Annotated in this window: 22 protein-coding genes; 7 read left to right on the plus strand and 15 right to left on the minus strand. The window is 65.5% G+C overall.

Translation table 11 applies throughout. From position 1 onward, the window contains the following. Positions 1-10 precede the first annotated feature (10 nt). The 4 genes from RRX38_RS14390 (at position 11) to RRX38_RS14405 (ending at position 3,088) form a co-directional block, all read left to right on the plus strand. Complete coding sequence (locus RRX38_RS14390; RefSeq protein WP_315959679.1) at positions 11-1,405, plus strand: ethanolamine ammonia-lyase subunit EutB; 1,395 nt, start codon at positions 11-13, stop codon at positions 1,403-1,405. Positions 1,406-1,415: 10 nt separating this feature from the next. Beyond that, on the plus strand, positions 1,416-2,225 hold the full coding sequence (gene eutC, locus RRX38_RS14395) for an ethanolamine ammonia-lyase subunit EutC (protein WP_295478630.1): 810 nt from the start codon (positions 1,416-1,418) through the stop codon (positions 2,223-2,225). 162 nt (positions 2,226-2,387) lie between these two features. Further along, positions 2,388-2,684: a type II toxin-antitoxin system MqsR family toxin gene (locus RRX38_RS14400; protein WP_295478633.1), complete on the plus strand. Its 297-nt coding sequence runs from the start codon at positions 2,388-2,390 to the stop codon at positions 2,682-2,684. Between the two features lie 2 nt (positions 2,685-2,686). Further along, on the plus strand, positions 2,687-3,088 hold the full coding sequence (locus RRX38_RS14405; protein ID WP_295478636.1) for a type II toxin-antitoxin system MqsA family antitoxin: 402 nt from the start codon (positions 2,687-2,689) through the stop codon (positions 3,086-3,088). Positions 3,089-3,256: 168 nt separating this feature from the next. Here the strand turns inward: RRX38_RS14405 and RRX38_RS14410 are convergent, their stop codons facing one another. Next, on the minus strand, positions 3,257-5,059 hold the full coding sequence (locus RRX38_RS14410) for a flavin monoamine oxidase family protein (RefSeq protein WP_315959680.1): 1,803 nt from the start codon (positions 5,057-5,059) through the stop codon (positions 3,257-3,259). Positions 5,060-5,214: 155 nt separating this feature from the next. Here RRX38_RS14410 and RRX38_RS14415 point away from each other — a divergent pair, with 155 nt between their 5' ends. Next, positions 5,215-6,621, plus strand: coding sequence for an adenosylmethionine--8-amino-7-oxononanoate transaminase (locus tag RRX38_RS14415; protein ID WP_315959681.1), 1,407 nt, complete (start codon positions 5,215-5,217; stop codon positions 6,619-6,621). A gap of 56 nt (positions 6,622-6,677) precedes the next feature. Beyond that, positions 6,678-7,397: a 16S rRNA (uracil(1498)-N(3))-methyltransferase gene (locus RRX38_RS14420; protein WP_315959682.1), complete on the plus strand. Its 720-nt coding sequence runs from the start codon at positions 6,678-6,680 to the stop codon at positions 7,395-7,397. Positions 7,398-7,514: 117 nt separating this feature from the next. On the opposite strand, the gene trhA is transcribed toward RRX38_RS14420, so the two are convergent. Further along, the gene (gene trhA, locus RRX38_RS14425) at positions 7,515-8,129 is read right to left on the minus strand and encodes a PAQR family membrane homeostasis protein TrhA (RefSeq protein ID WP_295478648.1); all 615 of its coding nucleotides are present in this window, start codon (positions 8,127-8,129) and stop codon (positions 7,515-7,517) included. 143 nt (positions 8,130-8,272) lie between these two features. On the opposite strand from trhA, the gene RRX38_RS14430 reads away from it, so the two are divergent. Next, a complete protein-coding gene (locus tag RRX38_RS14430; protein ID WP_315959683.1) occupies positions 8,273-9,196 on the plus strand; it encodes a LysR substrate-binding domain-containing protein in 924 nt (307 codons plus the stop codon). Between the two features lie 183 nt (positions 9,197-9,379). Here RRX38_RS14430 and madM read toward each other — a convergent pair whose 3' ends face one another. From madM to RRX38_RS14495, 13 genes are all read right to left on the minus strand, one after another. Then, on the minus strand, positions 9,380-10,144 hold the full coding sequence (madM, locus tag RRX38_RS14435; RefSeq protein ID WP_315959684.1) for a malonate transporter subunit MadM: 765 nt from the start codon (positions 10,142-10,144) through the stop codon (positions 9,380-9,382). 5 nt (positions 10,145-10,149) lie between these two features. After that, entirely contained in the window at positions 10,150-10,548 is a 399-nt protein-coding gene (gene madL / locus RRX38_RS14440) for a malonate transporter subunit MadL (RefSeq protein ID WP_315959685.1), read from the minus strand. A gap of 73 nt (positions 10,549-10,621) precedes the next feature. Beyond that, on the minus strand, positions 10,622-11,548 hold the full coding sequence (gene mdcH, locus RRX38_RS14445) for a malonate decarboxylase subunit epsilon (RefSeq protein ID WP_315959686.1): 927 nt from the start codon (positions 11,546-11,548) through the stop codon (positions 10,622-10,624). Next, positions 11,545-12,153, minus strand: a complete 609-nt coding sequence (locus tag RRX38_RS14450; RefSeq protein ID WP_315959687.1) for a malonate decarboxylase holo-ACP synthase — start codon at positions 12,151-12,153, stop codon at positions 11,545-11,547. The genes mdcH and RRX38_RS14450 overlap by 4 nt, the downstream gene beginning before the upstream one ends. Beyond that, entirely contained in the window at positions 12,153-12,953 is an 801-nt protein-coding gene (gene mdcE / locus RRX38_RS14455) for a biotin-independent malonate decarboxylase subunit gamma (RefSeq protein ID WP_315959688.1), read from the minus strand. The genes RRX38_RS14450 and mdcE overlap by 1 nt, the downstream gene beginning before the upstream one ends. Then, the gene (locus RRX38_RS14460; protein WP_315959689.1) at positions 12,950-13,801 is read right to left on the minus strand and encodes a biotin-independent malonate decarboxylase subunit beta; all 852 of its coding nucleotides are present in this window, start codon (positions 13,799-13,801) and stop codon (positions 12,950-12,952) included. Before RRX38_RS14460 ends, mdcE begins: the two co-directional genes overlap by 4 nt. Next, positions 13,794-14,093 carry a malonate decarboxylase subunit delta gene (locus RRX38_RS14465; protein WP_295478673.1) on the minus strand — a complete coding sequence of 100 codons (300 nt, stop codon included), beginning with the start codon at positions 14,091-14,093 and terminating at the stop codon, positions 13,794-13,796. Before RRX38_RS14465 ends, RRX38_RS14460 begins: the two co-directional genes overlap by 8 nt. A 2-nt stretch (positions 14,094-14,095) precedes the next feature. Then, on the minus strand, positions 14,096-14,971 hold the full coding sequence (locus RRX38_RS14470; protein ID WP_315959690.1) for a triphosphoribosyl-dephospho-CoA synthase: 876 nt from the start codon (positions 14,969-14,971) through the stop codon (positions 14,096-14,098). Beyond that, a complete protein-coding gene (gene mdcA / locus RRX38_RS14475; RefSeq protein ID WP_315959691.1) occupies positions 14,971-16,647 on the minus strand; it encodes a malonate decarboxylase subunit alpha in 1,677 nt (558 codons plus the stop codon). Before mdcA ends, RRX38_RS14470 begins: the two co-directional genes overlap by 1 nt. Positions 16,648-16,738: 91 nt before the next feature. Next, the gene (locus RRX38_RS14480) at positions 16,739-17,689 is read right to left on the minus strand and encodes a sulfotransferase family protein (RefSeq protein ID WP_315959692.1); all 951 of its coding nucleotides are present in this window, start codon (positions 17,687-17,689) and stop codon (positions 16,739-16,741) included. Further along, positions 17,677-18,489, minus strand: coding sequence for an aspartyl/asparaginyl beta-hydroxylase domain-containing protein (locus tag RRX38_RS14485; RefSeq protein WP_315959693.1), 813 nt, complete (start codon positions 18,487-18,489; stop codon positions 17,677-17,679). The genes RRX38_RS14480 and RRX38_RS14485 overlap by 13 nt, the downstream gene beginning before the upstream one ends. Then, entirely contained in the window at positions 18,486-20,006 is a 1,521-nt protein-coding gene (locus RRX38_RS14490; protein ID WP_295478687.1) for a TolC family protein, read from the minus strand. Before RRX38_RS14490 ends, RRX38_RS14485 begins: the two co-directional genes overlap by 4 nt. A 76-nt stretch (positions 20,007-20,082) precedes the next feature. Beyond that, positions 20,083-25,902: an Ig-like domain-containing protein gene (locus RRX38_RS14495; protein WP_315962685.1), complete on the minus strand. Its 5,820-nt coding sequence runs from the start codon at positions 25,900-25,902 to the stop codon at positions 20,083-20,085. Positions 25,903-26,009: the final 107 nt, after the last annotated feature.

Here is a 26,009-nt window from a genome sequence, read left to right on the forward strand (position 1 = left end):
GAGACCCCCGATGGCCGGATTTACCCACACCCTCGCCCACATGACCTGGCGCTTCGAGAGCCTGCGCGAACTGATGGCCAAGGCCAGCCCGGCGCGTTCCGGCGACTTTCTCGCTGAGGTCGCCGCGCAGAACGACGCCGAACGTGCCGCCGCACAGATGGCCCTGGCCGACGTGCCGCTCAAGCACTTCCTGCAGGAAGCGGTGATTCCGTACGAGAAGGACGAAGTCACCCGGTTGATCATCGACACCCACGACACCCGCGCCTTCGCCCCGGTCAGTCACCTCACGGTGGGCGGGCTGCGCGACTGGCTGCTCAGCGAACAGGCCGACGAAGCCAGCCTGAAGGCCCTGGCGCCCGGCCTGACCCCGGAAATGGTCGCGGCGGTGTCGAAGATCATGCGCATCCAGGACCTGGTACTGGTGGCGCAGAAGACCCGCGTGGAAACGCGCTTTCGCAACACCCAGGGCCTGCGCGGGCGGATGTCCACGCGCCTGCAGCCCAACCACCCCACCGACGACCCGGCAGGCATCGCCGCCAGCATCGTCGATGGCCTGCTGTACGGTAACGGCGACGCCATGATCGGCATCAACCCGGCCACCGACAGCATGAGTTCGATCTGCACCCTGCTGGAGATGCTCGACGCCATCATCCAGCGCTACCAGATTCCTACCCAGTCCTGCGTGCTGACCCACGTCACCAGCTCCATCGCCGCCATCGAGCGCGGTGCGCCGCTGGACCTGGTGTTCCAGTCCATCGCCGGCACCGAGGCGGCCAACGCCAGCTTCGGGGTCAGCCTCAAGGTGCTGCAGGAAGGCTACGAAGCCGGCCTGAGCCTCAAGCGCGGCACCCTGGGCAACAACCTGATGTACTTCGAGACCGGCCAGGGCAGCGCGCTGTCGGCCAACGCCCACCATGGCGTCGACCAGCAGACCTGCGAGACCCGCGCCTATGGCGTGGCCCGGCACTTCAACCCGTTCCTGGTCAACACCGTGGTCGGTTTCATCGGCCCGGAGTACCTGTACAACGGCAAGCAGATCATCCGCGCCGGCCTGGAAGACCACTTCTGCGGCAAGCTGCTGGGCGTGCCCATGGGCTGCGACATCTGCTACACCAACCACGCCGAAGCCGACCAGGACGACATGGACGTGCTGCTGACCCTGCTGGGCGCGGCGGGTATCAATTTCATCATGGGCATTCCCGGCTCCGACGACGTGATGCTCAACTACCAGACCACCTCGTTCCACGATGCGCTGTACGCCCGCAAGGTGCTGGGCCTGCATGCCGCACCGGAGTTCGAGCAGTGGCTGGCACGCATGGGCATCTTCCAGCAACAGGGTGGCCAGCTGCGCATGGGCGAAGAACTGCCGCCGGCCTTCCGCCAGGCCCTGGCGCAACTGGCTTGACGAGGTAAGCATGGCCGACAAATCCCCAGCCACCGCCAACCCCTGGCAGCACCTGCGCCAGCTGACCCCGGCGCGCATCGCCCTGGGTCGCGCCGGCACCAGCCTGCCCACTGCCGCCCAGCTGGATTTCCAGTTCGCCCACGCCCAGGCCCGCGACGCGGTGCACCTGCCCTTCGACCACACAGCCATCAGCGAACAGCTGCAGCAGCGCCAGCTCGACACCCTGCTGCTGCACAGCGCCGCGCCGGACCGCCACACCTACCTGCAACGCCCGGACCTCGGCCGGCGGCTCAATGAGGAGTCGGCACAGCGGCTCGATGAGCATGCCGCTCAACACGGCAAGGGCCATGACCTGGCGATTGTGATCGCCGACGGCCTGTCGTCCCTGGCCGTGCAGCGCCACAGCTGGCCATTTCTGGAAAAGCTGCTGGAGCAGGTGCGCGCCGAAGGCTGGTCGCTGGCGCCCATCACCCTGGTGCAACAGGGTCGGGTGGCGGTGGCCGACGAAGTGGGTGAACGCCTGGGCGCGAAGATGAGCGTGATCCTGATCGGCGAACGCCCAGGACTCAGCTCGCCAGACAGCCTGGGCCTGTACTTCACCTGGGCACCGAAGGTCGGCCTCAACGACGCCTACCGCAACTGCATCTCCAACGTGCGCCTGGAGGGTCTGAGCTACGGCATGGCCGCCTACCGGCTGATGTACCTGATGCGCGAGGCCTGCCGACGGCAGCTGTCGGGTGTGGACCTCAAGGACGAGGCCGAAGTACCGACCCTGGAAGGCGGCGGACCGGGGAATTTCCTGCTCGACAACAAGCAGTGATGGCTCCGCTGGCTTGCCTGGTAGCGGCCCAGGCAAGTCAGCACAACGAAATGGAAATCTCCCTCAAAACAAACAGCCATCTCCTGATAAACAGGTCACGCAGCGCACAGTAGAGTCACCGCTCCCTTGCCATGAATAACCTACTAGGTTAGCGTGAATTTAATGGAGAAGCGGCTGCCTCATAGCAGGCTATCCACCGTAAGAAAGTTGATCGAAGCCGGAAATGTTCGCTCCACGAGAACAGCACTCATGGGCGGTGCGGCGTTGGGGCTGGATTTCAATGGAATCCTGAAGGTTGTGATGTCTTTGACCCCGGCAGACTTCTGCAAGAGCATGGCGACCCACTCCAATCACAGGATCTGGCAGGACGTGTACCGAACACACACCCAAGTCGGTGAGATCTACCTGAAGCTGACCGTGATCGAAGACGTGCTCATCGTATCCTTCAAGGAATCATGAACATGAAATGCCCCTTCTGCGCAGTTGGCGAACTGGCCCACGACATTCGCGACCTGCCCTATCTCTACAAAGGCCAACACACGACAATTGATGCGGTGAATGGCGAGTTCTGCAGCGAATGCGCTGAAGCCATTCTCGACACCGAAGAATCGACACGCGTCAGTCAGGCAATGCTGGCCTTTAACAAACAGGTCAACGCATCGATGGTGGATCCGGGGTTCATCAGCGGCGTGCGCAAGAAACTCGGCCTCGATCAACGCGAAGCCGGAGAAATCTTTGGCGGTGGGGTCAACGCTTTCTCACGTTATGAAAACGGCAAGGCCAAGCCCCCCGTGGCCCTGGTGAAGCTGCTCAAGGTACTGGACAGACACCCCGAGCTGTTGAGCGAAGTCCGTACCGCTTGAGCGGAACTCGGCAGTGGCACGGTTTGCTCGAGAGCAAATCACGCTGACCTGTAGGAGCGGCTTTAGCCGCGAAAGCGCCAGAAAACTCACTGCATCTGCTGTGAACATGTAGTCGCTTCGCGGCTGAAGCCGCTCCTACCCGGCCTACCCGTTGGCCTTAGCCAGCGGTCAGGTGCCGCTGGTGTCGGTCTTGGGCGCGTCGGTCTTGGCCGGGGCCTTTTTCACCGGCTCTTTCTTCACGGGCTCTTTTTTGGCCGGTTCTTTCTTGACCGCTTCTTTCTTCGTCGGCGCCTTATGGGTGGCGTCCTTGCTCACCGGTTGCTTTTTCGCTGCGTCTTTCTTCACTGCATCCTTGGCAGGTGTGGCGGGTGCCGGGGCGGCGGCAGGGACCGGAGCTACAGCAGGCACGACCGGGGCCGGTGCAGGAGCTGGACTCTGGGCGGGCACCGGAGCAACGGCCGGTTCGGCAGGTTTTTCCACCGGTTTTTCATCACTGCCACCGAACAGCCGCGAGAAGAAACCCGGTTGCTCGTCTTTCTTCGCCGGTGCCACGGCCGGGGCCGGTACCGGTGGGATGACCTTGGGTTCGAACGACTTGCCTGCCGCCAGGTCCTGCACTTGGCTGGCCGCGCGCTGACCGCTGCGCAGCGCGCCTTCCAGGGTGCCGGGGTACAGGGCATCGGTGTGCTCGCCGGCAAAGGCGACACGCTGCACGGGCTTTTCCCACACGCGCCAGAACTTGCTGATCTGCCCCGGGCCGTAGGCCAGGTAAGAGCCGCCCATGCCCGGGTCGACGCTGTAGCGACGGATCTCGTAGCCGGTGTAGGCGCCACGCGCCTGCGGGTAGAAGGCGTGCAGGCGAATCAGCACCTGGTCGACCAGCTGCTTGTCGCCGAAGGCCTGCATGATCCGCGCATTGTCGCCGGACAGGTTGATCACCACGTTGGCGCCCCCCTTGAGCGCCGGCTCGATCCACAGCATGCCCAGACCGGTGTTGCTGAAGATCTCGCCCGACATGCGCGCCTTGCTGTCCCACACCGGGGTCTTGAACTTGAGCATGATCTGGTCGCGCCAGCCGTAGTTGGTGCCACGGATCGCACCCACGTACTTGTCGCCCAGTGCCGGGGTCATCTGGATCTTGGCCAGGGCGCGCAGCGGTACGGCGACCACCACGTAGTCGGCGCTGTAGCCGATGTTGCCGACCTTGACGGTGACGCTGTCCTTGTCCTGGATGATTGCCGACACCGGCGACTGGGTCTTGATCGACTTCAATTGCTTGGCGAAGGCTTCGGCCAGTACCACACTGCCGCCGGGCAGGCGCGCAGCGCGCCGGTCACGGTCGTCGACACCGCGATACACGCGGGTCTGCTGGGCCAGGTAGAGCAGCGACAGGCGCGACGGTTCGTCATAGCGGGTGCGAATCTGCTGGTTGACCAGCTGGCGGGCGGTTTCCGGCAGGTTCTGGCGGTCCAGCCAGTTGGCCACGTTGATCTGGTCCAGGGCGAACAGGGTGCTGTTGGCCGCTGGGTTCTCCGGGTCGTCGATGGAACGCGCCAGGTTGTCCAGGGTGTCTTCGTAACGCTTGAGCGCCTCGGCGGTGGCCGGCTGCTTGGCGGCCAGGTCGGCGGCCGTGAAGTGCACGCCGTCGATCAGGTAGCTGGGCGTGCGCACGAACTCAGGGGCCGGCACGCTGGCGAGCTTGAAGCGCTCCAGGTACTGGTTGACCAGCGGCTGCGCCTTGGCGTTGCCGATCCACTCGCTGGTGGCCAGGCCCGAACGCCCGCCGGTGCTGCCCTTGGCTTCCAGCAGGGTGACCTGCCAGCCCTTTGCCTGCAGTTCATAGGCGGCGGTCAGGCCGGCCAGGCCAGCGCCGACGACGATGGCGGTACGAGGTTTGTCGTTGGCCAGCGCATTGGCGCTGACCAGCCCAATCAACAACAGTGCACAGCCGCGCAGCCAGGCAGAACGCATTGCGCAAACTCCGATAAAAAGTGTGGGAAATTTCAACAAATGACGCGAGGAGCGGCGAGCATACGTGAGTGGCCAAAGGCCTGCCAGCGCTCAAAGGTTGTCCCGGACCCGGCTCTTCTCTAGTCTTGGCCGATTCGCTTGATGGAGATTGTCCAATGGGCCTGAACGACCAGTGGATGCAGCGTGACCTGGCGGTGCTGTGGCACCCCTGCACGCAGATGAAAGACCACGAACAACTGCCGCTGATCCCGATCCGCCGGGGTGAGGGCGTGTGGCTGGAAGACTTCGACGGCCAGCGTTACCTGGATGCGGTCAGTTCCTGGTGGGTCAACGTGTTCGGCCACGCCAACCCGCGCATCAACCAGCGCATCAAGGACCAGGTCGACCAGCTCGAGCATGTGATCCTCGCCGGCTTCAGCCACCAACCGGTGATCGAGCTGTCCGAGCGACTGGTGCAACTGACCCCTGAGGGGCTGACCCGCTGCTTCTATGCCGACAACGGCTCGTCGTGCATCGAAGTGGCGCTGAAGATGAGCTTCCATTACTGGCTCAACCGTGGCCAGCCGGAAAAGAAACGCTTCGTCACCCTGACCAACAGCTACCACGGCGAAACCGTGGCGGCGATGTCGGTAGGTGACGTGGCGCTGTTCACCGAAACCTACAAGTCGCTGCTGCTCGATACCCTCAAGGTGCCGAGCCCGGACTGCTACCACCGCCCGGAGGGCGTGAGCTGGGAAGAACACTCGCGCACGATGTTCCAGGCCATGGAGCAGACCCTGGCCGAGCATCACGCCAGCGTCGCGGCGGTGATCGTCGAGCCGTTGATCCAGGGTGCTGGCGGCATGCGCATGTATCACCCGGTGTACCTCAGGCTGCTGCGCGAAGCCTGCGACCGCTACGGCGTGCACCTGATCCACGACGAGATCGCGGTGGGCTTCGGCCGTACCGGAACGATGTTCGCCTGCGAACAGGCCGGCATCCGCCCGGACTTCCTGTGCCTGTCCAAGGCGCTCACCGGCGGCTACCTGCCGCTGGCGGCGTGCCTGACCACCGATGACGTGTACAGCGCCTTCTACGACGACTACCCGACCCTGCGCGCCTTCCTGCATTCGCACAGCTACACCGGTAACCCGCTGGCCTGCGCAGCGGCCCTGGCGACCCTGGACATCTTCGAACAAGACAACGTCATTCAGGCCAACCAAGCCCTGGCGGCGCGCATGGGCAGTGCCACCGCGCACCTGGCCGACCACCCGCACGTGGCCGAAGTGCGCCAGACCGGCATGGCGCTGGCCATCGAGATGGTCAAGAACAAGGCCGGCAAGGTTGCCTACCCCTGGCAGGAGCGCCGTGGCCTGAAGGTGTTCCAGCACGCCCTGAGCCGCGGCGCCCTGTTGCGCCCGCTGGGCAACGTGGTGTATTTCCTGCCGCCCTACGTGATTACCCCGGAGCAGATCGACTTCCTTGCCGAAGTGGCCAGCGAAGGCATCGACATCGCCACCCGGGAAAACATCAGCGTGGCGGTGCCGGAAGGCTTTCACCCGGACTTCCGCGACCCCGGCTGAAGCGATTTCCGAAATGCCTGATCACTTTGCCCTGACGTTATGACCAGAGACCCCGCATGAGACTGTCCCGCTTCTTCATCGACGCCCCGCTGAGCCTGGGCGAGCACACCCTGCCTGAGGCCCAGGCGCACTACATCGGTCGCGTGCTGCGCATGAGCGAGGGCCAGGCGTTGCAGCTGTTCGATGGCTCCGGCCAGGAATACCGCGGCACCCTGCTGGAAGTGGGCAAGAAGCAGGTGCGCGTGCAGCTGGATGAAGCCCTGGCCGGGCAACCGGAGTCGCCGCTGCGCATTCACCTGGGCCAGGGCCTGTCGCGGGGCGAGCGCATGGACTGGGCGATCCAGAAGGCCACCGAGCTGGGCGTGGCGCAAATCACCCCGATCATCAGCGAGCGCTGCGAGGTGCGCCTGAAGGACGAGCGCGCCGAGAAACGCCAGGCGCACTGGCAGCAGATCGCGGTGAGTGCCTGCGAACAATGCGGGCGCTCGGTGGTGCCGGTGATTCACCCGCCGCTGCCGCTGAGCGAGTGGCTGCAACGCACCGAAGCCGACCTCAAGCTGGTATTGCACCCGGTGGCCGAAGCACTGAGCAGCCACCCTGCCCCGCAGCGCCTGGCTTTTCTGATCGGCCCGGAAGGCGGCCTGAGCGATGCAGAGGTGGAGCAGGCCAAGGCCGCCGGCTACCACGCCGCCCGCCTCGGCCCGCGCGTCCTGCGCACCGAAACCGCCCCGGTGGTAGCGCTGAGCGTGGCCCAGCACCTGTGGGGCGATCTCTGACGCGGATGGCGCCGGGGCGCCGTTAAAGCGAGCTTGCTCGCGATAAGGCCGGGTGCGGTGCTCGCGAAATGAACACACCCGGCGGCGCCTGATTCGCGAGCACGCGCGCTTCCAGAGTCAGAGCACGTAGAACCAGATCGCCACGAAGTGCATGAGGCTGCCGGCGATCACGAACAGGTGCCAGATGCCATGCCAGTGGCGGATGTGGTCGAAGGCGAAGAACAGAATGCCAACGGTGTACAGCACCCCGCCGCCGGCCAGCCAGAAGAACCCGGCGCTGCCCAGTGAGGCCAGCAACGGCTTGACCGCGACCAGCACCACCCAGCCCATCACCGCGTAGATGATCACCGAAAGAATGCGTGCTTCGGAGCGCGGCTTGATTTCCTGCAGGATGCCGATCAGCGCCAGCCCCCACACCACCCCGAACAGGCTCCAGCCCCAGGGGCCGCGCAGCGACACCAGACAGAACGGCGTGTAGCTGCCGGCGATCATCAGGTAGATGGAAAAGTGGTCGACCTTGCGCATGATGCGTTTCGCGCGCCCGCGCACGCTGTGGTAGACCGTCGAGACGCTGTACAGCGCCACCAGGCAGACGCCATAGATCGCCACGCTGACGATCTTCCACACGTCCTGTTGCATGCCTGCCAGCACCAGCAGCCAGATGGCGCCGACGGCGGCCAGCACGGCGCCGACCAGGTGAGTCCAGGCGTTGAATTTCTCTCCGTAGTACATCGGTGATGTCGACCTTTGTGACCATGGGTAACGCTGGTTATAAGGAATTTGTGTGACAGAATCAAAGCCCGCGACCCACATCGTGCGGATTTTGTCAGCCGGCTTGGGCACAATCGAAGGCCCGCCCCACCCACGGCCCGGACATGCAGATCGACGACGAACTGACCCTCAAGAAACTGGAAATCTTCCTGGCGTTCATGCGCACCGGCAATCTCAGCCGCGCCGCCGCCGAGCTGCAGACCAGCAACGTCAGCGTACACCGCGCCATTCACTCCCTGGAAAGCGCGCTGCGCTGCCCGCTGTTCAAGCACGAGGGGCGCAACCTGACACCGCTGGAAAGCGCCTACGTGCTCGAAGAACATGCCCAGAAGCTGGTGCAGGACGTACTCGGCGCCGTGGAGCAGACCCGCCAGGCCGCTGGCTTCTCGGCGGCGCGCTTTCGCCTGGGGGCGTTGTATTCGCTGACGGTGCGCACCGTGCCGCAGCTGATCATGGGCCTGAAACTGCGCCGCAGCGAGCTGAACATCGACCTGGTGCTGGGCTCGAACATGGACCTGCTGTACAAGCTCAAGAACATGGAAGTGGACGCGATGCTGGTGTCGCTGGACGAGAACGTCAACGACCCGGACTGCGATCACCTGGCGCTGTTCTCCGACGATATCTTCCTGGCCGTACCCGCCGACTCGGCATTCGCCGGGCATGCCGAAGTGGACCTTGCCGACCTGCGTGAAGAAACCTTCATCACCCTCACCCAAGGCTTCGCCACCCATCGCGATGGCATTCGCGTGTTCCAGCAGGCCGGCTTCGAGCCGAAGGTGGCGATGCAGGTCAACGACATCTTCACCCTGCTGAGCATGGTCAGTTCCGGCGTCGGTTACGCCCTGCTGCCAGGGCGCATCGCTGCCGTATACGAGAACCGCGTGCGCTTGATCCCGCTGCAGGCGCGTTACCGCATGCAGCAGGACATCGGCGTGGTGTTCCTCAAGTCCCGCGAGCGCGACCCGAACCTGCTGGCCCTGGTCGCCGAGTGCCGCATGTACGCCAGCCGCAGCCAAGGCCCGGCTTAGCCCCATCAGGCGGCAGGGCCCTTTCACGGGTAAAGCCGGTAGGAGCGGCTTTAGCCGCGAATGCGCTAGAAGAATCACTACATCTGCTTCGAACATGCGGTCGCTTCGCGGCTGAAGCCGCTCCTACCCGGTGTAACCGACGAGTATCGCGGCCACAGACGCTCCGACCGGGTAAGGAAGTCATCAGCCCACCAGCCCGCGCATGGCGAAATACAGCACCGAAGGTCCCATCAGGCAGCCCAGCGCGGTGTAGAAGGCAGCGGTCAGGCAACCATAAGGCACCAGTTTCGGATCGGTGGCCGCCAGGCCGCCGGCCACGCCGCTGGAGGTGCCCATCAGCCCGCCGAAGATCACTGCGCTGCCTGGGTTGTTCAGGCCGATGAAGGGCGCTACGAACGGGGTGGCGACCATCACCAGAATCGCCTTGATCAACCCGGCGGCAATCGACAGGGCCATGACATCGGAACTGGCACCGATGGCGGCACCGGTCACCGGGCCGACGATATAGGTCACCGCCCCCGCACCGATGGTGGTCAGGCTCACCGCGTCGGTGTACCCGAAGGCCATGGCCACACCCACCCCAGCGATGAAGGACGTGCCGATGCCGACGAACAGCGACAGCACACCGGCCACACCCGCGCGTTTGAGTTCACTGACGTTCACCCCGAAGGCCGTGGCCACGATCGCCAGGTCACGCAACATGGCGCCGCCCAGCAGGCCGATGCCAGACAACAGCGGCAGGTCGACCACACCTTTCTGCCCGCCAGTCATGGCCCCGCCGATATAGGCCAGCACCAGGCCCATCAGAATGGCCACCGCCGAGCCGTGCAGGCGGCCCTTGGTGAAGGTGTTGGAGAACCAGTAGGAGACCCACATGGTGATGCCGATGATGGCGAAGCCGCCGACCAGGCCGTAGCCGCTGGCCACTTTCATGAGCGCGTCATGCATACCGGTCACCCCGCAGTCTTGCTGGGAGCCACGGCTTGCGGCTCGCTGGAACGGCTGTTCATGCGGTTGAGCACCGGCACCAGGGCAAAGGCCACGACCACCGCCAGGGTTCCGGCGAGCATCGCCATGGGGCCGCCCTTGAGGGCACCGTAGACGTTCTGCTGGGCCGCCATGGCCACCACGATAGGGATATACACCGCGCTCCAGAACTCCACGCCCTGTTCGGACTTGGCGTTGAGTACGCCACGTTTGCTCAGGTAGCTGCCCAGGCCGATCAGCAGCAGCATCGCGATGCCGACACCGCCGACGTTGGCCGGTACGCCGATGAGTTTGCCAAGGACCTCGCCGATGAAAATGCCGGCCAGGGTACAGAACGCCAGAAACGCCACACCATAGATAATCATTGTTGTTATTCCTCAATTGCTTTGCCGAAGTTGTTGTTCTTGTGCTTCTTAGCAGTCGCTTGCGGATTTCATCTCATGGGTGGCGGCTTCCCTCCTCTCGCGATAACGCGATCAGGCTGTCCAGGCGGGCGCCGTCGAAGGCGGTCAGCGTGGCCCGTTGCAGAATCTTGCGACCCAGGCCGGTGAGCACCGCCCCTGGCGGCATCTCGATCTGTAGCGTGACGCCCCGCTCGTGGGCGGTTTCCACGGTGCTGCGCCAGTCGATGACCCGGCACATGTTGAAGGCCAGGTCGTCGCGCAGCCGCTCGGGCTGCACCACCGGCCGGGCCGTGGTGCCGCTCAGGTAGCGCAGCCGTGGCATACGCACCTCGACCGCGGCGAAAGCCTCGGCCAGCTGCCGCGCCGGGGCGTCGAGCAGCGCGCAATGCGACGGCACGCTGACCGCCAGGCGCTTGGTGCCGCTGGCGCCAGCGGCCTTGGCGAGCGTCGCCACCTGCTGCATCGCGGCATCGCTACCGGCGATCACCATCTGCCGCTCGGCATTGATATTGGCCAGGTACACCGGCCCCTCGGCCTTGGCCAGCAGCGCCTCGACCTCGTGTTGCTCCAGGCCGAGGATCGCGGTCATGCCGTAACCCTCGGGATAGGCGTCCTGCATCAACTGACCACGCAGCGCCACCAGACGCAGGGCGTCGTCGAAATCCACAGCCTCGGCGACCACGGCCGCCGGGTAGGCGCCGATGGACAATCCGGCCACGAATTCCGGGGTACAGCCCTGCTCACGCAGCAGCCGGGCCGCTGCCACCCCGGCGATCAGCAGGCACAGCTGCACGGCACGGGTGCCGCGCAACGCCACTTCGCTGTCCAGCGCCAGAGCGTCCTCGCCCAGCACCGCACTGGCCTGCGCCAGGGTGTCGCGCACCACACCCGCGTCGGGCAGCCGATGCAGCAGGCCGGGCTTCTGCGCGCCCTGGCCGGGGAACACCCACAGGCTGCTCATGCACAGGCCTCCAGCGGTTGCCAAGGATTGCTGACCAGACGCGCGCCGTGGTCGGTCTTGAGCATCACCTGCCGCGCCGTACCGGCCCATTCGCGCAGCGCCAGGCCACCGGTAGGCAGTTGCAGCTGGACGTCGACCCGGCATGCCGCCCGCTCCAGCTCGGCGACCAGTTCGGCGGCCCAACCCCGCGACAGGTGCTGCGGGGTGCGCAGGATCAGGTCCAGGTCGCTGCCCTGGTGCAACACGGTGAGGCCGGTCGCCAGTTGGTAACCGGCGCTGCCACCCACCCCCCAGACCAGGCCCAGGGCATCGAACAGCGGGCGCAACTGGCGCAGCGCCTGCAAGGCCGGCCAGTCACCTTCGGCCTCGACACTGGCCAGTTGCTCCGGGCTGACCCGGCGCCGGATGGCCGCACGCGGCAGGCCAGCAGCATAGCGCTGGTCGCGGCGCGGCCCACGAATGCCCACCGCCACCAGGTCGGCCGCCAGCGCCTCGCGGCGCACCACCACCGGCTGGCCCTGCTCCAGCACCGCGTGCACCCAGGCGGGCGCAGCGTCGAGCCGGGGCATGCCCCAGAGCAGGTCGTGCGGCAGTGGGCCGTGCATTACCACTGCTCCCGCAGCAGTTCCCGGACCCTGGTCGAGGCGGCGCGATGGGCAGCGCCGAGGCGACCGCGCAAATCAGTGCCGCTGCGCCGCACATCTTCGATGGCCGACGCCAGCACTTGGCACACCTGGGCCAGGTCCTGTGCCTGAGGCCGGTCGATCTGCGTAACGCTGAGGGTTTCCCAGAGCAGGCCCAGGCTGGCGTAGCTGTCGATGTCGTAGGCCATGGGCGGAATGCGGGCGGCGAACGTCTCCAGTTCCTCGACGCTGCGCAGGGTCACCCGCGCCGCCGAGGCCTTGCCCATGGCGTGCACCATGACACCGGGATCACGCAGGGCGATCAGGCGGTTGGCCTGGTAACCGTGGGCCAGGAAGGCCCCGGACATTGCCTTGCCGACCAGCAGACCGATGACCGGGTGACCGGCCAGGCGCGCCCGTGCATAGCTGTCTACCGCACCGGCCAGCGCCTGGTGGATGCCCAGCGCTTCCTCGCGGCGGCCATAGGCCTGGCTGGGCACGTCGACAATCGCCACCAGAGCGCGCTTTTCGGCCTGGTCGCGGTCCAGCTCGATGGCCTGATCCACGGCCTTGGCCAGTCCCCAGCCTTCCAGCAGCCCGACCTCGCCCTGACGGGCGCGGGGGAACGGGTTGCCGCTGTCCGGGATGACCGCCAGGAAACGTACCGAGACCTCGCCCAGCCGGCCATCAGCGGCCAGCACCGAAGCCGGCAGGCCGTCGATGCGCGGCGCGCCGTCGGTCAGGGCGGCGAACCAGTTTTCACCACGTTGCGAGGCGCTCATGGGCGGGCTCCTGTGTAGAGGTTGCGCACGGTCTGCGGGGCGATCTGCGGCGTGGTGTCCAGCTCGGCGAGCTTGCCCAGGTAAGCCTCGTAGTCACCGCTGCGGTGCCGGGCGGGTACGCCCTGCTGCAGCCAGCCGGCCACCTGCTGACGGATCGCCGCGCTGTCGTCGGCGGCAAAACCGTCCACCAGGCCACTGGCGAAACGCTGCTCACCGCCTGTCAGGCTCCAGATGAAAGGCCGGTCGCGGGAGTCGTATTCCTCGATGCCGGCTTCCTGCTCGATCACTTGCGGGCCGTTGAGGCCCAGGCGCGCTTCACGGGTCACCAGCAGGTAGCTGCACAGCCCGGCGGCGATGGACATGCCGCCAAAGCAGCCGACGCTGCCGGCAATCACCCCGATCACCGGCTGGAACTGGCGCAGGTCGACGATCGCCGCCTGGATCTCGGCAATCGCTGCCAGGCCCAGGTTGGCCTCCTGCAGGCGCACGCCACCAGTCTCCAGCAGCAGAATCGCGGCGGTGGGGATGCCGCAGCGGTTGTCTTCGGCCGCCAGCTCCAGGGCACCGGCCATCTTGGCTCCGCCCACTTCACCCATGCTGCCGCCCTGGAAGGCGCCTTCGATGGCGGCGATCACCACCGGGCGACCGTCCAGGGTGCCCTTGCCGACCACCACACCGTCGTCGGCTTGCGGCACCACACCCTGCTGCGGCAGCCAGGGTGAGATCACGCGCTGGAAGGGGTCGAGCAGTTCACGAAAGCTGCCGGCATCCAGCAGCGCCTTGGCCCGCTGCCGCGCACCGAGTTCGATGAAGCTCTGCTGGTTGAGCAAACGTGCGGTATCAGTCATGGCCGACCTCCTCGAAGCCTTGTTCCAGGCGCAGGCGCACCACCCCCGGCGTGGCGCCGAAGTCGTGGATATCGATGTTCAGCGCCGCCGGGGTCTGGCCGTCGAACATGCGCTCGAACAGGTGCTGCCAACGCGATGCGGCGCCGCTGACCGAAGTCACCACGCGGATCGCCAGCTTGCCCGGCTGACCCGGTTCGATCAGCACTTCCAGGTCACCGGAGCCGACACAGCCGACCAGCGCCCGGCCACGGGGCGGTTGTCCGGCGGGAAATTCGAATTGCAGGGTTTCCATGCTCAGATACTCCTCGAAACGTGGCCGAGCGCAGGCTCCAGGCCATCGATGAACAGACAGGCGGCCAACAGGTCGGCGGCGCCGCCCGGTGAGGCATTCAGGCCCACCAGCTCACGGTCCAATGCCTGCAACTGACGACGCCCGGCCAGGCTGGCGCTGCCACCGGCCTCCAGGACACGCCGTGCGCCCTGCTGCATGGCCTGCAGCCCTTCTGGCCCGGCGCGGTGCAGCACGCAGGTGTCGTCCAGGGTGGTCATGATCGCCAACAGCGCATCCAACCGGGCGTTCTGCTCGCCGCTGCCTTGGGCGCGGCTGCGGCGCAGTTGCGGCAGGCCCTGGCCGGTCACTGCCGGAAAGCCCCGTTGCGCCTGTTCGCGAGCGCCACCGCTGCCGTAGCGCTGCGCCACCGCGCGGCCATGGCTGGGCGCCGAATCGGCGTGAGGGTCGTCGATCAACGCCAGTTGCGCGGCGCGGCGGCACACGCCGGAGGCCGAGCCGTCGGCGGGGTCCAGCGCCGCACCCGCCACCAGCAGGCCCAAGGCCCAGATCGCCCCGCGATGCGTGTTCACGCCGCCGGTGGTGCGCAGCATGTCGGCTTCGCCTTCACGGCCCAGACGCCCCAGGGTTTCCCGCAGGGTCCGGTCGATGGCGCCGCGCCGCACAGCGGCTTCGGCCATCTGCTGGAAGGCTGGCCACAGCGACAGCGCCGAGGCCTGCATCAGCCCCAGGTGCATGTCGTGGTGGGCACCACTGCTGCGTCGGTCGACCAGCGCCGGCTTGGGCGACAGTTCGGCTTCGTCGATCAGCGCGGCGACGGCCAGGTCGGCCAGCTGATCGGCCCGCGACAGCTCGGCCCGATGAATCGGCAAGGCGTTCATCACCAGCTCCTGAATTTGGCAGGCGGGTTGTACAGGCCGCCGGACCATTCGACCAGGTCGGCGATGCTCTTGGCCGCCAGCAGCTCGCGGCTGGCGTCGGTGCGGCGAATGCCAAGGTCTTCGGGCAGTGCGATCAGCCCTTCACGACGCAACCGTGCGGTCTCTTTCGGGTCGTGGCGCAGGCCAATGGCGGTGACCCCGGCCACCGCAGCGATCATCGCGCGGCGCTCTTCCAGGCTGCGCGCGCGGTACAGGTAGGCGATGCCTTCTTCGGTGAGCAGGTGGGTGACGTCGTCGCCGTAGATCATGATCGGCGCCAGCGGCATGCCGCTCTTCTTCGCCACTTCCACGGCGTCCAGGGTGTCGACGAAGGTCGGTTTGCCGCCCTCCTGGAAGGTCTCGACCATCTGCACCACCAGTTTCTTGCCGCGCTCCAGGTAGGCCGCCGGGCCGTCGCCGGTGGCGGTGCGCATGTCCAGCCAGGCCGGGGTGCCGTGACGGCGGCCACGCGGGTCATGGCCCATGTTCGGCGCGCCGCCGAAGCCGGCCAGGCGGCCCCGGGTGACGGTGGAGGAATGGCCATCGCCATCGACCTGCAGGGTGGCGCCGATGAACAGGTCCACGGCGTACTGCCCGGCCAGCTGGCAGAGCTGGCGGTTGGAACGCAGCGAGCCGTCGCGGCCGGTGAAGAACACGTCGGGGCGCGCCGCCACGTAGTTCTCCATGCCCAGTTCGGTGCCGAAGCAGTGCACGCTCTGCACCCAGCCGCTCTCGATGGCGGGAATGAGGGTGGGGTGCGGGTTGAGGGTCCAGTTGCGGCAGATCTTGCCTTTCAGCCCCAGGGACTCGCCGTAGGTGGGCAAAATCAGCTCGATGGCCGCGGTGTTGAAGCCGATACCGTGGTTGAGCGACTGGACGTCGTGTTTCTCGTAGATGCCACGAATCGCCATCATCGCCATCAGCACATGCACCGGCTTGATGTGCCGCGGATCGCGGGTGAACAGCGGCTCGATGTAGAACGGCTTGTCGGCGACCACCACGAAGTCGACCCAGGAGGCCGGGATGTCGACACGCGGCAGGTCGCTGACGTCATCCACCAGCTGGTTGACCTGGACGATGACGATGCCGTCGCTGAACGCCGCCGGCTCGATCAGTGCCGGGCTGTCTTCGGTGCTGGGGCCGGTGTAGATGTTGCCGGCGCGGTCGGCCATGAAGCCGGCCGAAAGCACCACGTTGGGGATCAGGTCCACCACCAGGCGCGAGTAGAGTTCGATGTAGGTGTGGATGGCGCCGATTTCCAGCAGCCCGTCTTCCAGCAACTGGCTGATGCGCAGGCTCTGGGTACCGGCGAAGGAGAAGTCCAGCTTGCGGGCGATACCGCGCTCGAAGAGATCCAGGTGCTCGGAACGGCCGACGCTGGGCATGATCATGTGCAGGTCGTGGACCTTGCCGGGGTCGACCTTGACCAGCGAACGGGAGAGGAAGTCGGCCTGCTTCTGGTTGTTGCCCTCCAGCACCACCCGATCGCCGGGCACCAGCAGCGCCTGCAACGCAGCGACGATGTTCTCGGTGGGAATCACCACACCATCGGCCAAGGGCCGGACCTGGTCCAGGCGTCGCTGTTTCTCGCTGCGACGCCGCGACCAGCGCGCGTCGGGGTTATTTATCGTTGTCATGGTCACTCCACGAGGTTCGCTGTCGTGGGTCACCTTAGAAGCCGCCGGGCCAGGCATCAATCAAGCTGGGCGGCGGATCGTTACGCTGAAGTTAATGGTCAGGAGCCCGTCCGCGTCCAAGCTGCTGCAGGCCGCTGTAGGCCGCCCGCGCCCAATGCTCGACCCTGGCCTTGAGCAGCTCGCTGGCCTCCTCCTGCTTGCGCTGACTGTCGCCCACGAACACCTGCGCGGGCTGCTTGGCATGCTGTCGGCTCGCCGCCCGGGCCGTCTCGCGTTCCTGCGCCGTGAGGCCCAGCAAGTCGCCCAGCGGGCCGTGCATGGCTTCAAGCACATCGCGATAGTCGAGCGCCCAGCCGCCGGCCTTCCGGCATTGCTCCAGCCCCAGCGCCAGCGTGCGCCCCACCCGCCCGGCGATGAAATCCTCGCGGCAGGCCGGGTCATGAGCGGGGTCGTCCAGGCAACTGGCACCAATCATGCCAGGCACCATGTGCATGCCGGGGGCACGCCGATGCGACACGGCGATTTCCAGCGGGTCGCGGTAGATGAACAGCCATGGCACCTGGGGAAACACCTCGCGCATCAGCGGCAGTTCACCGATGTTCCAGGCATCGTGCTTGATCACCAGCGCCCGCTCGGTGCCTCGGCGAGCCTGACCATAGGCCGCCAGCAGCCCGCGCAAGGCCGCTTGCCGCAGCACCGGTGCCATGTTCGCACGCAGCAGCGTGTCGACAGGCGGTGCCTCGGAAATGACGATGAACGCGTCGAGACAGGCCAGCATCTGGCACACCAGGGTCGAGCCACAGCGCGATGCATGGTGGATGAAGGCGACCGGTTGAATATCCGCCACTGGCCACTCACACAGCACCTGCAGCGGCGTTTGCCGACGCAAGGCCTGGTTGAACGGCAAGCGCAGCGCCTGTTCCACGGCATCGCGAAAGAACGGTTGCTCCAGAGGCTGCTGGCCAAACCAGCACCAGTCCACCCACCACTGGCCGTCCTGCTGCCAGATCCGAATGGGCAGCCAGCCTTTCAGGCTGTCCATTGCTGGCTCCAGCTTCTGCGCCCTTCGCGCATGGCTGCGCGCACATCGCCAGCACCAAAGCTCAGGCCCTGAGCACGACCCAGCTCGACCAGCTGGGTGACGAACGCCTCGGCCTCGGTGATGGCCTGCAAGGGTTCACACAGATGGGGTTGGGCATGCAGCAGCGAGCGCAAGGTAGCGAAGTCACGCGCCGCGCGGCCAACGCCCGGCGCAGGAGTGGTGTCCAGCCCCGCCTGAATCTGTCGCTCCAGCCAGTCTCCTGGTCGGCAATCGAGCACCAGGTGCACCCGCGCCGCCGTGCCCCAGTTATCGACGCTGTGTGGCCTGGCCAGGTCGAGAAACCACAGCTCGCCGGCGCGCATGGGCACACGGTGGGTCTGCAGCATGAAATCCACCTCATCCGAGCTGACCAGGGGGATGTGCAAGCGGCGGTCAGCCTCCGGGCCGTCGAGATCGTAGTCACGGTGCGGGTGGATCTTGCTGCCTGGCCCCAGGCGCAGCAGTCGGGCGCTGCGAATGTCCAGGTCGAGGTATGCCAGTGCCTTGGCCCAGCGCGGATCTCGGCACCAGGCGTCGCGCTCGACGGTTTCACCCGTGCCCAGCGCCAGTTCGACCCGCTCGTTGGCGGGGGCCAGAAGCGTTACGCCGGACCACTCGCCTTCGTAGTAGCCCGTATTGAAGTGCGCCTTCCAGGCCGCTGCCTCGATACGGGCCAAGGCCTGCAACAGCAACCCGAGGTCGACTGTCGCAGGCAGGCGGGAGAACAGCGGCAGCTCGGCCCGATACCGGGCGTCTGTCACTTGGCCGCAGGCGCCTTGGGCGACTGGGCGGCAGCGATGTCACCGGCGGCCCATTTCGACTCCTGGCTGGCCAGCGCACCGGCGATGGCCTGCACTTCGGTGGAGGACAGCTGGGCGGGCAGCGGGTCGAGACCGGCACTGGCGAAGATCTGCCCGTAGGCGTTACGCAGGTCGGCATAGGCCAGGTCGCGACGCAGGTCGGCCTGCAAGGTGTTCAGCTCGCCCTGGATCAACTCCAGCTCGCCAATCCCGGCAGCCTGGTGACGGCTGCGCAGTTGGCCGACGATCTGCCCGTCGATGTTCGCCAATTGCTGGCTGGTCTTGAACTGGCGCAGGGCTTCCTGATAGTTGGCCTTGGCGACATAGAGCTGGGCCAGCACCGCCACCGACATCGCCTGGCGACGTGCGGCTGCCACGTCTTCACCGGCCTTGGCCACGTCGATGGCGGCCGGGGCGGAGAGCACGTTGAACAGGTTCCAGGTCACCTTGACGCCGAAGTCTGCCCACTTGTCGTTGACCAGGAAGGAGTTGCTGTCGTAATGGCCGCCGGCCGAGAACTCCAGGCCAGGCAACAGGCGCAGCATGGCCTTGCGGGTTTCCGCCGCGCTGATGCGGGTCTGGTAGTCCTGCTCGCGCAGTTCCGGGCGGGTCGCCAAGGCCTCGTTTTCCAGCACACCCAGGTCGACCTTCAATTCCGGGATCGAATAGTCGTCGCTGGTGGCCAGGGTGAAGGAGGTACCCGGTGCCAGGTTGATCAGGGTCGCCAGTTCGGTCTTGGCCAGTGACAGCGCCTTGCGCTGCTCTTCCAGCTGCCGGGTGGCCTGGATCAGCGAGCGCTGGTAGCTCAGCGCCTGCACGGGATCGCCGATGCGCTGGTCGCTCATCCGCTGGCTGTTGTCGCGAGCCTGATCGACACGCGCCATGAGGCTGTCGATCTGCTTGAGCAGGCGCTCGGCAGCCACTGCGCGCCAGTAGGCAGAACGTACGTCCTGGACGATGGTATTGACCACCTTGCGCCGACGTTCCTGGACGATCAGGCGCTGGTCGCCCTGCTGTTTGGCACTGATGTAGCTGACGCCGAAGTCGAGGACGTTCCACACCATGGTCAGGTCCGCCACACGACGGTTGCGGTCCTGCGAGGTCGAGGGTTCGAGAGACTGGGTGCCGGTTTGCACACTCTCACTGCTGGACGCACTGACGTTGCTGCGCCCGGCATAGCCGGCCGACAGCGCCATGCGCGGCAGCATGTCGTAGCTGGCCAGGTCCAGCTGACGGTGCGCCAGGGCCTCTTCCATGACCTTCAAGCGCGCTTCAAGGTTGTACTTCACCGCACGGGCCATGGCCTGGTGCAGGGTCAGCGGGCCGTTCAGGGCCTCCTGGTCCTTGTACATTTCGTACAGATCGCTCTTGGCGCGCTGCTCGCTGACGCTACGGTCGATGGGCTGGCTGGTGACTGCACAACCGCTGACGACCAGTGCCAGCAGGCTGACACTGAATAACTTCCTATTCCTACTCATCCTTTCGACCGCCCCTGAACTACCACGGATTTTTTGTAAAAGCCGCCTTGCGGCGGCAAACATGCAGGCCCCGGCATCATGCCTGGACCTCTCTGAGCCCCATCTCGCCAAAAGCCATGGCCAGCTCTTGAAGATGCTGATGCTCGGCGGCCTTGATTCGCTGCAGCTGTTGCTCAAGCGTCAGCGGCCCCAGGCTGGCCACCGGCTCGCCCGGCACGCCAGCCCCGCCGTTATCGCCGGCGAAAGCCGCCGCAGCGCTGGTGTCCGGGGCACGCTCGCGCGAGAAGATCGAGGCGAAGGTGCTGTTGCCGAAAATGCCACCCTCACCGCCGGCGAAGCCCAGGAAACCGCCCGCGCCGGCATGATTGGCGTTATCGCCCGCGAACACCTGAGCCACGAAGCTCGGCGCCAGGGCACCATTGCTGATAAAGATGTTGCCCACCGGAGGCAGCCCTTCCCCACTGGTACGCGACTCGAACAGTGGCGCGAAGCCCAGTGCCGGCCCCAAGGAACCGGTGGGCGGCGCGAAGACCGTCGGCTGCAACGGCTGGTTGGGCGTACTGGTGATGACCACGTTCGGCGTACTGACCAGGAACTCCGGGTCGACGGCAGGCGGCGTGACGGTCGGCGGCGTCGGCACGACCGGGGGCGGTGGCACCGGTGTCGGTGTGACGGGCGTTGGATCGACCGGCGTCGGCGGTGTCGGGACGACCGGTGTGGGCGGTGTCGGGTCGACCGGTGTGGGTGGCGTCGGGTCGACCGGCGTCACCGGCGGCGTGTTGATACCCACCGCATAGTTGCCCGAACTGACGGTTCCGCTGCCGGGGTTGCCTGCGGCGTCGAGCACACCCGTGTAATTCAGCACCAGCGCGTTGGACGGGCTGTTGACGCCGGTGGCAGGGGTCAGGGTGGCTGTCCAGGTAATGCCACCGTCACTGCTGCTCAACGCGCTCAGCGTGCCGTTGGCCACGGTGACATTGGCATTGCCGAAGCCGGTGACCGGCTCGCTGAAGGTAATGGTGACCAGCGAAGTCTCGCCGGGCGCCAGGTCGTTGTCGGCCAGCACGATGGTCGCGGTCGGCGCCTTGGTATCGATCACATAGTTGTTCGAATCGGTGGTGCCGCTGCCTGGGTTACCCGAGGTCTGGCCCTGAACGCCCGCGTTGTTCAGGGTAATGACGTTGGTGGTGTCTTCGATGTTCGCTGTCGGGGTCAGAGTCGCCGTCCAGGTGATTCCACCATCGCTGCTGCTCACCGCACTCAAGGTGCCGTTGGCCACGCTCAGGTCGGCGTTGCTGAAACCTGTTACCGGCTCGCTGAAGGTGATGGTGACCAGCGACGTCCCGCCGCTGGCCAAGGCCGTGTCGGCCACCACGATGGTCGCGACCGGTTGGGTGGTGTCGATGCTGAAGTTTGGCGAGTTGGTCGTACCGACCCCGGCATTGCCTGCCAGGTCAGCCACCCCGGTATTGTCCAGGGTGATGAGGTTGGTAGCGTCGCTCACATTGACGTTCGGCGTATAGGTCGCGGTCCAGGTGATACCGCCATCACTGCTGCTGAGCGCACTCAAGGTACCGTTGGCTACGGTCAGGTCGGCATTGGTGAAACCGGTCACCGCCTCGCTGAAGGTGATGGTGACCACGGACGTTTCACCCACCCCGAGCGCCGTATCCGACATCGTGATGGTGGCGGTCGGACGTTGGGAATCGATGGCGTAGTTGTTCGACGTCGTGATGCCTGTGCCGGCATTACCCGCCAGGTCAGCCACCCCGGTATTGTCCAGGGTGATGAGGTTGCTGGCGTTGGTGATTCCGCTGGTTGGTGTGAAGGTCGCCATCCAGGTGATACCGCCATCGCTGCTGCTGAGCCCGCTGAGGGTGCCGTTGCTCACGGTGATGTCGGCGAGGGTGAAACCGGTCACGGCTTCACTGAAGGTGATGGTCACCAGCGAGGTTTCGCCGATGGCCAGCGCATTGTCGGCCACCACGATGGTCGCGGTGGGGCGTTCGGTATCGATGGCGTAGTTGTTGGACAGCGTAGTGCCGCTGCCGGAGTTGCCCGTGGCGTTGGTGAACCCGGTGTTGTCCAGGGTGATTACGTTGGTCGCATCGGTCAGATTTGTGGTCGGCGTCAGGGTGGCCGTCCAGGTAATACCGCCGTCGCTGCTGCTAACAGCGCTGAGCGTGCCGTTGGCGATAGTCAGGTCGGCGTTGGTGAAGCCGGTCACCGCCTCGCTGAAGGTGATGGTCACCAGCGAGGTTTCGCCGATGGCCAGGGTGCTTTGGGCCACCACGATGGTCGCGGTGGGCTGGCGGGTATCGATGGTGAAGTTGGGCGAGTTGGTGGTACCGGTTCCGGCGTTACCTGCCAGATCACTCACACCGGTGTTGTTCAGCGTGATCAGGTTGGTGCCGGCATTCACATTGATGTTCGGCGTATAGGTCGCCGTCCAGGTGACCCCACCATCGCTGCTGCTGACGGCGCTTAAGGTGCCATTGGGGATCGTCAGGTCGGCATTGTTGAAACCGGTCACCGCTTCACTGAAGGTGATGGTCACCAAGGACGTTTCACCGACTGCCAGAGCGGTGTCCGACATGGCAATGCTCGCCGTCGGGCGTACGCTATCGATCGCGTAGTTGTTGGAGACGGTAGTACCGGTGCCGGCGTTGCCTGCGGTATCCGCCACCCCGCTATTGTCCAGGGTAATCACATTACTGGCGCTGGTGACGTTGCTGGTTGGCGTGAATATCGCGGTCCAGGTGACGCCACCGTCACTGCTGCTCACCGCGCTGAGCGTGCCGTTGCTCACCGTCAGGTCGGCATTGCTGAAGCCGGTGACCGCTTCGCTGAAGGTGATGGTCACCAACGATGTCTCGCCAATGGCCAGCGCGTTGTCGGCAACGACGATGGTCGCGGTGGGTCGCAAGGTATCGACGGCATAGTTGCCAGACGAGGTGGAGCCGCCCCCCTGGTTGCCGTTGGCATAGGACAACCCGGCCAGGCTGAGCGAGACCACGTTGGTGGCATCACTTACGTTGGCGTTCGGCGTGAAGGTCGCCGTCCAGGTGACACCACCGTCGGAGGTGGTGAAGCCGCTCAGGGTGCCGTTTTCCGCCGTGACATTGGCATCGGTGAACCCGGTCACCGCTTCGGTGAAGGTGATGGTGACCTGCGAGGTTTCACCGATCTTCAAGGCAGTGTCCGACAGCACCACGGTAGCGGTCGGACCGACGGTATTGATCGAGAAATTGTTCGATGTGGTGGTTCCAGCACCGGCGTTACCGGCCAGATCATTGACACCCGTGTTGTTCAAGGTGATCACGTTACTGGCGCTGGAGAAGTTGCTGTTCGGCGTGAAGGTCGCCGTCCAGGTGATGCCACCGTCGCTGCTGCTGACACTGCTCAGGCTGCCGTTGGGCACTGTCAGGTCGGTGTTGGTGAAACCGCTCACCGCCTCGCTGAAAGTAATGGTGACCTGCGTGGTTTCACCGGCGGTCAGGTTGGCGTCGGCTACCGCGATGGTCGCGGTAGGGCGCTGGGTGTCGATGGCGTAGTTGATGGAATCGGTCGTGCCGCTGCCGGTGTTGCCTGCCGCGTCGGTATAACCCGTGTTATCCAGGGTGATGACGTTGGTGCTGTCGGTGATGTTGGCCGAAGGTGTCAGGGTGGCGGTCCAGGTGACTCCGCCATTGCTGGACGCCAGATTGCTGAGGGTTCCGTTTGCCACTGTGAAGTCGGCGGTGGTGAGGCCGCTGACTGCCTCGCTGAAGGTGATGGTCACCTGCGACGTTTCGCCAATACTCAAAGCGGTATCGGAAAGCGTGATGCTGGTGGCAGCAGGACGCAAAGTATCAATGCTGTAGTTATTGGACGTGGTATTACCGACACCGGGCAGACCATTGGATGCGCCAGCCACGCCGGTATTGTCCAGGACGATCACGTTGCTTGCGCTGTTGACATTGGGACTTGGCGTGAACGTGGCAGTCCAAGTCTTTCCACCATCCGCACTGCTTACTGCGCTCAACGTACCATTACCGACGTTGAGGTCGGTATTGGTGAAGCCGGTTACAGCCTGGCTGAAGGTAATGGTCACCAGCGAGGTCGTGCCAATGTGCTGAGCCGTATTGCTCACCAGGATCGTAGCGGTCGGAGCCGGATTGTAGGCCGAATTGACCGAGCCACCGTCGTTGAAAATGCCATCTACCGCCGCCGGCGAATTGGCCGCGACGCCGGAGAAGAATCCTCCCGCCCCACTGCCGCCCTTGTTGTTACCACTAGTCAATGCGGTGAAGTTGGCCGAGGTGATCTGCAAGGTGCCTTTGTTCCAGATAGCCCCCACGCCCTTGCCACCGGCACCGCCCGGATCGGCAGAGGCCCCCGCGCCATTCCCGCCACCACCACCGCCGCCACCACCTGCGCCAAGATTGTTGGAAATTACCGAAGAGCCAATGATGGTCAAGGTGCCGCTGGCGCCATTGTAGATACCACCGCTCGCAGGGGCACCTCCACGCCCGGCGGCATCCCAACCCGAGCCACCTCCTCCGCCACCGATGGAGATGGTGCCATTGTTAGCCGTACCACCTAAACCGCCATTGCTATAGCCAAAGGCGCCCTGGCCACCCGCACCGCCCGCGCTGCCTCCTCCACGCCCGCCCATGACGGAAGGGTTATAGCCGCCGCCATTTCCCCCGGTGTTGCTGGTGCCGTTTCCACCCGCGTAATAACCCACGCCATTACCGGCGTTACCGCCGCGACCGCCCACTTGGCCGCCAAGCGCGCCGCCGCCGCCACCGCCGCCCCCTACGGTTCCACCGGTCACGCCGCCACCGCCACCGCCGCCCGAGGCTGCGTTGGCGGTGACGGTGACATTGTTGAGCGTCAGGTTACCCAGGTTGACGATGCCGCCCCCCAACGCGGCACTGGCATCCGAACCGGCATTGGCACCGTTTCCGACGGCCAGCCCCTTGGTGATGACTACGCCATCGAGTTCTGCCGTGACACCTGCGTTGACCTTCAGAACCTGAGTCTTGTACTGACCGCTCAGGGTCACATCGGCAACACCGTCGTTGTTCAAGTCACCATCGACCGTAAGGTTCTTGGTGATAACCAACTGGGTGTTGAGGTTCACCGTCATGGCGCTGTTGAAGGTGATGATGTCGCCGGCCACCGCTGTGCTCAGGGCTGTGCGCAGTGACCCAGCGCCCGTATCACCGCTATTAGTCACGGTGATGGTCGCCAGCCCCCACTGATAGGAATCCCTCGCCTGCTGCGACAGCGCACTGACACTCTCGATGCTGCCAGTCGCGATTTCCAGGTCCCAGTCGCCCCCCACGCCCGTACGATTGCTCGACGCCGCGATGTCACGCCCAGTGAGTGCTGCCAGCGAGTCGACGAAACTCAACCCCAGCTCGCCCTCGGCGGTGTTGCAGGCATAGATGAGGATGTCGCCACCGACCGCCATGTCATTGCCGATTTCCGCCAGCAACGCGCTGCGCTGCGCGATGTTGTCGGCCGACAGGTAGCTGTTGCCCAGCCACAGGTCACCCGAGTTGCCGTGGGCGATGATCTGTACCGAGCTGAGGCCCTGATGAGTCTCCAGGTACTCGGCAATCTGTTGCAGGCCGTCACGGGTGGCATCGAGCTTCACGACCTGCGCACCCGGCGCCACGCCCACCAGCAGGCTGTCGGCATCCTTGACCCGCGAGTCGACGAACACCACGGTGCCGCTGGCATCCGCTGGTGTGGTGGCGATGTCGGCTGTCGCGGCTTGCGCATGGCCGTCCGCACTGTCGGCAGCGGCGGCGTGGTCGGCTGCCTTGGCGGCCTGCGCGGGGGCCTGGCTGTCGGCCTGGGCCGTGTCGGCGACGGTCGCGGCGACCGCGCCGTCGAACAGCATGCGCGGCTCCAGGAACATGATCATGGGGGACTGGGCTGATTGCTCAGCAGAAGGCTTCTGTGCAGCTGGCGAATTTCGCTTGTTCCACCACATGTTGCTCACCAGAG

It is taken from the genome of Pseudomonas sp. DTU_2021_1001937_2_SI_NGA_ILE_001, assembly GCF_032463525.1.
Classification (GTDB): domain Bacteria; phylum Pseudomonadota; class Gammaproteobacteria; order Pseudomonadales; family Pseudomonadaceae; genus Aquipseudomonas.

Bases quoted from the DNA above. Each gene is read 5' to 3' on its own strand.
- RRX38_RS14390 (WP_315959679.1), top strand. From the start codon at position 11: ATGGCCGGATTTACCCACACCCTCGCCCACATGACCTGGCGCTTCGAG.
- eutC (WP_295478630.1), top strand. From the start codon at position 1,416: ATGGCCGACAAATCCCCAGCCACCGCCAACCCCTGGCAGCACCTGCGC.
- RRX38_RS14400 (WP_295478633.1), top strand. From the start codon at position 2,388: ATGGAGAAGCGGCTGCCTCATAGCAGGCTATCCACCGTAAGAAAGTTG.
- RRX38_RS14405 (WP_295478636.1), top strand. From the start codon at position 2,687: ATGAAATGCCCCTTCTGCGCAGTTGGCGAACTGGCCCACGACATTCGC.
- RRX38_RS14410 (WP_315959680.1), bottom strand. From the start codon at position 5,059: ATGCGTTCTGCCTGGCTGCGCGGCTGTGCACTGTTGTTGATTGGGCTG.
- RRX38_RS14415 (WP_315959681.1), top strand. From the start codon at position 5,215: ATGGGCCTGAACGACCAGTGGATGCAGCGTGACCTGGCGGTGCTGTGG.
- RRX38_RS14420 (WP_315959682.1), top strand. From the start codon at position 6,678: ATGAGACTGTCCCGCTTCTTCATCGACGCCCCGCTGAGCCTGGGCGAG.
- trhA (WP_295478648.1), bottom strand. From the start codon at position 8,129: ATGTACTACGGAGAGAAATTCAACGCCTGGACTCACCTGGTCGGCGCC.
- RRX38_RS14430 (WP_315959683.1), top strand. From the start codon at position 8,273: ATGCAGATCGACGACGAACTGACCCTCAAGAAACTGGAAATCTTCCTG.
- madM (WP_315959684.1), bottom strand. From the start codon at position 10,144: ATGCATGACGCGCTCATGAAAGTGGCCAGCGGCTACGGCCTGGTCGGC.
- madL (WP_315959685.1), bottom strand. From the start codon at position 10,548: ATGATTATCTATGGTGTGGCGTTTCTGGCGTTCTGTACCCTGGCCGGC.
- mdcH (WP_315959686.1), bottom strand. From the start codon at position 11,548: ATGAGCAGCCTGTGGGTGTTCCCCGGCCAGGGCGCGCAGAAGCCCGGC.
- RRX38_RS14450 (WP_315959687.1), bottom strand. From the start codon at position 12,153: ATGCACGGCCCACTGCCGCACGACCTGCTCTGGGGCATGCCCCGGCTC.
- mdcE (WP_315959688.1), bottom strand. From the start codon at position 12,953: ATGAGCGCCTCGCAACGTGGTGAAAACTGGTTCGCCGCCCTGACCGAC.
- RRX38_RS14460 (WP_315959689.1), bottom strand. From the start codon at position 13,801: ATGACTGATACCGCACGTTTGCTCAACCAGCAGAGCTTCATCGAACTC.
- RRX38_RS14465 (WP_295478673.1), bottom strand. From the start codon at position 14,093: ATGGAAACCCTGCAATTCGAATTTCCCGCCGGACAACCGCCCCGTGGC.
- RRX38_RS14470 (WP_315959690.1), bottom strand. From the start codon at position 14,971: ATGAACGCCTTGCCGATTCATCGGGCCGAGCTGTCGCGGGCCGATCAG.
- mdcA (WP_315959691.1), bottom strand. From the start codon at position 16,647: ATGACAACGATAAATAACCCCGACGCGCGCTGGTCGCGGCGTCGCAGC.
- RRX38_RS14480 (WP_315959692.1), bottom strand. From the start codon at position 17,689: ATGGACAGCCTGAAAGGCTGGCTGCCCATTCGGATCTGGCAGCAGGAC.
- RRX38_RS14490 (WP_295478687.1), bottom strand. From the start codon at position 20,006: ATGAGTAGGAATAGGAAGTTATTCAGTGTCAGCCTGCTGGCACTGGTC.
- RRX38_RS14495 (WP_315962685.1), bottom strand. From the start codon at position 25,902: ATGCTGTTCGACGGCGCGGTCGCCGCGACCGTCGCCGACACGGCCCAG.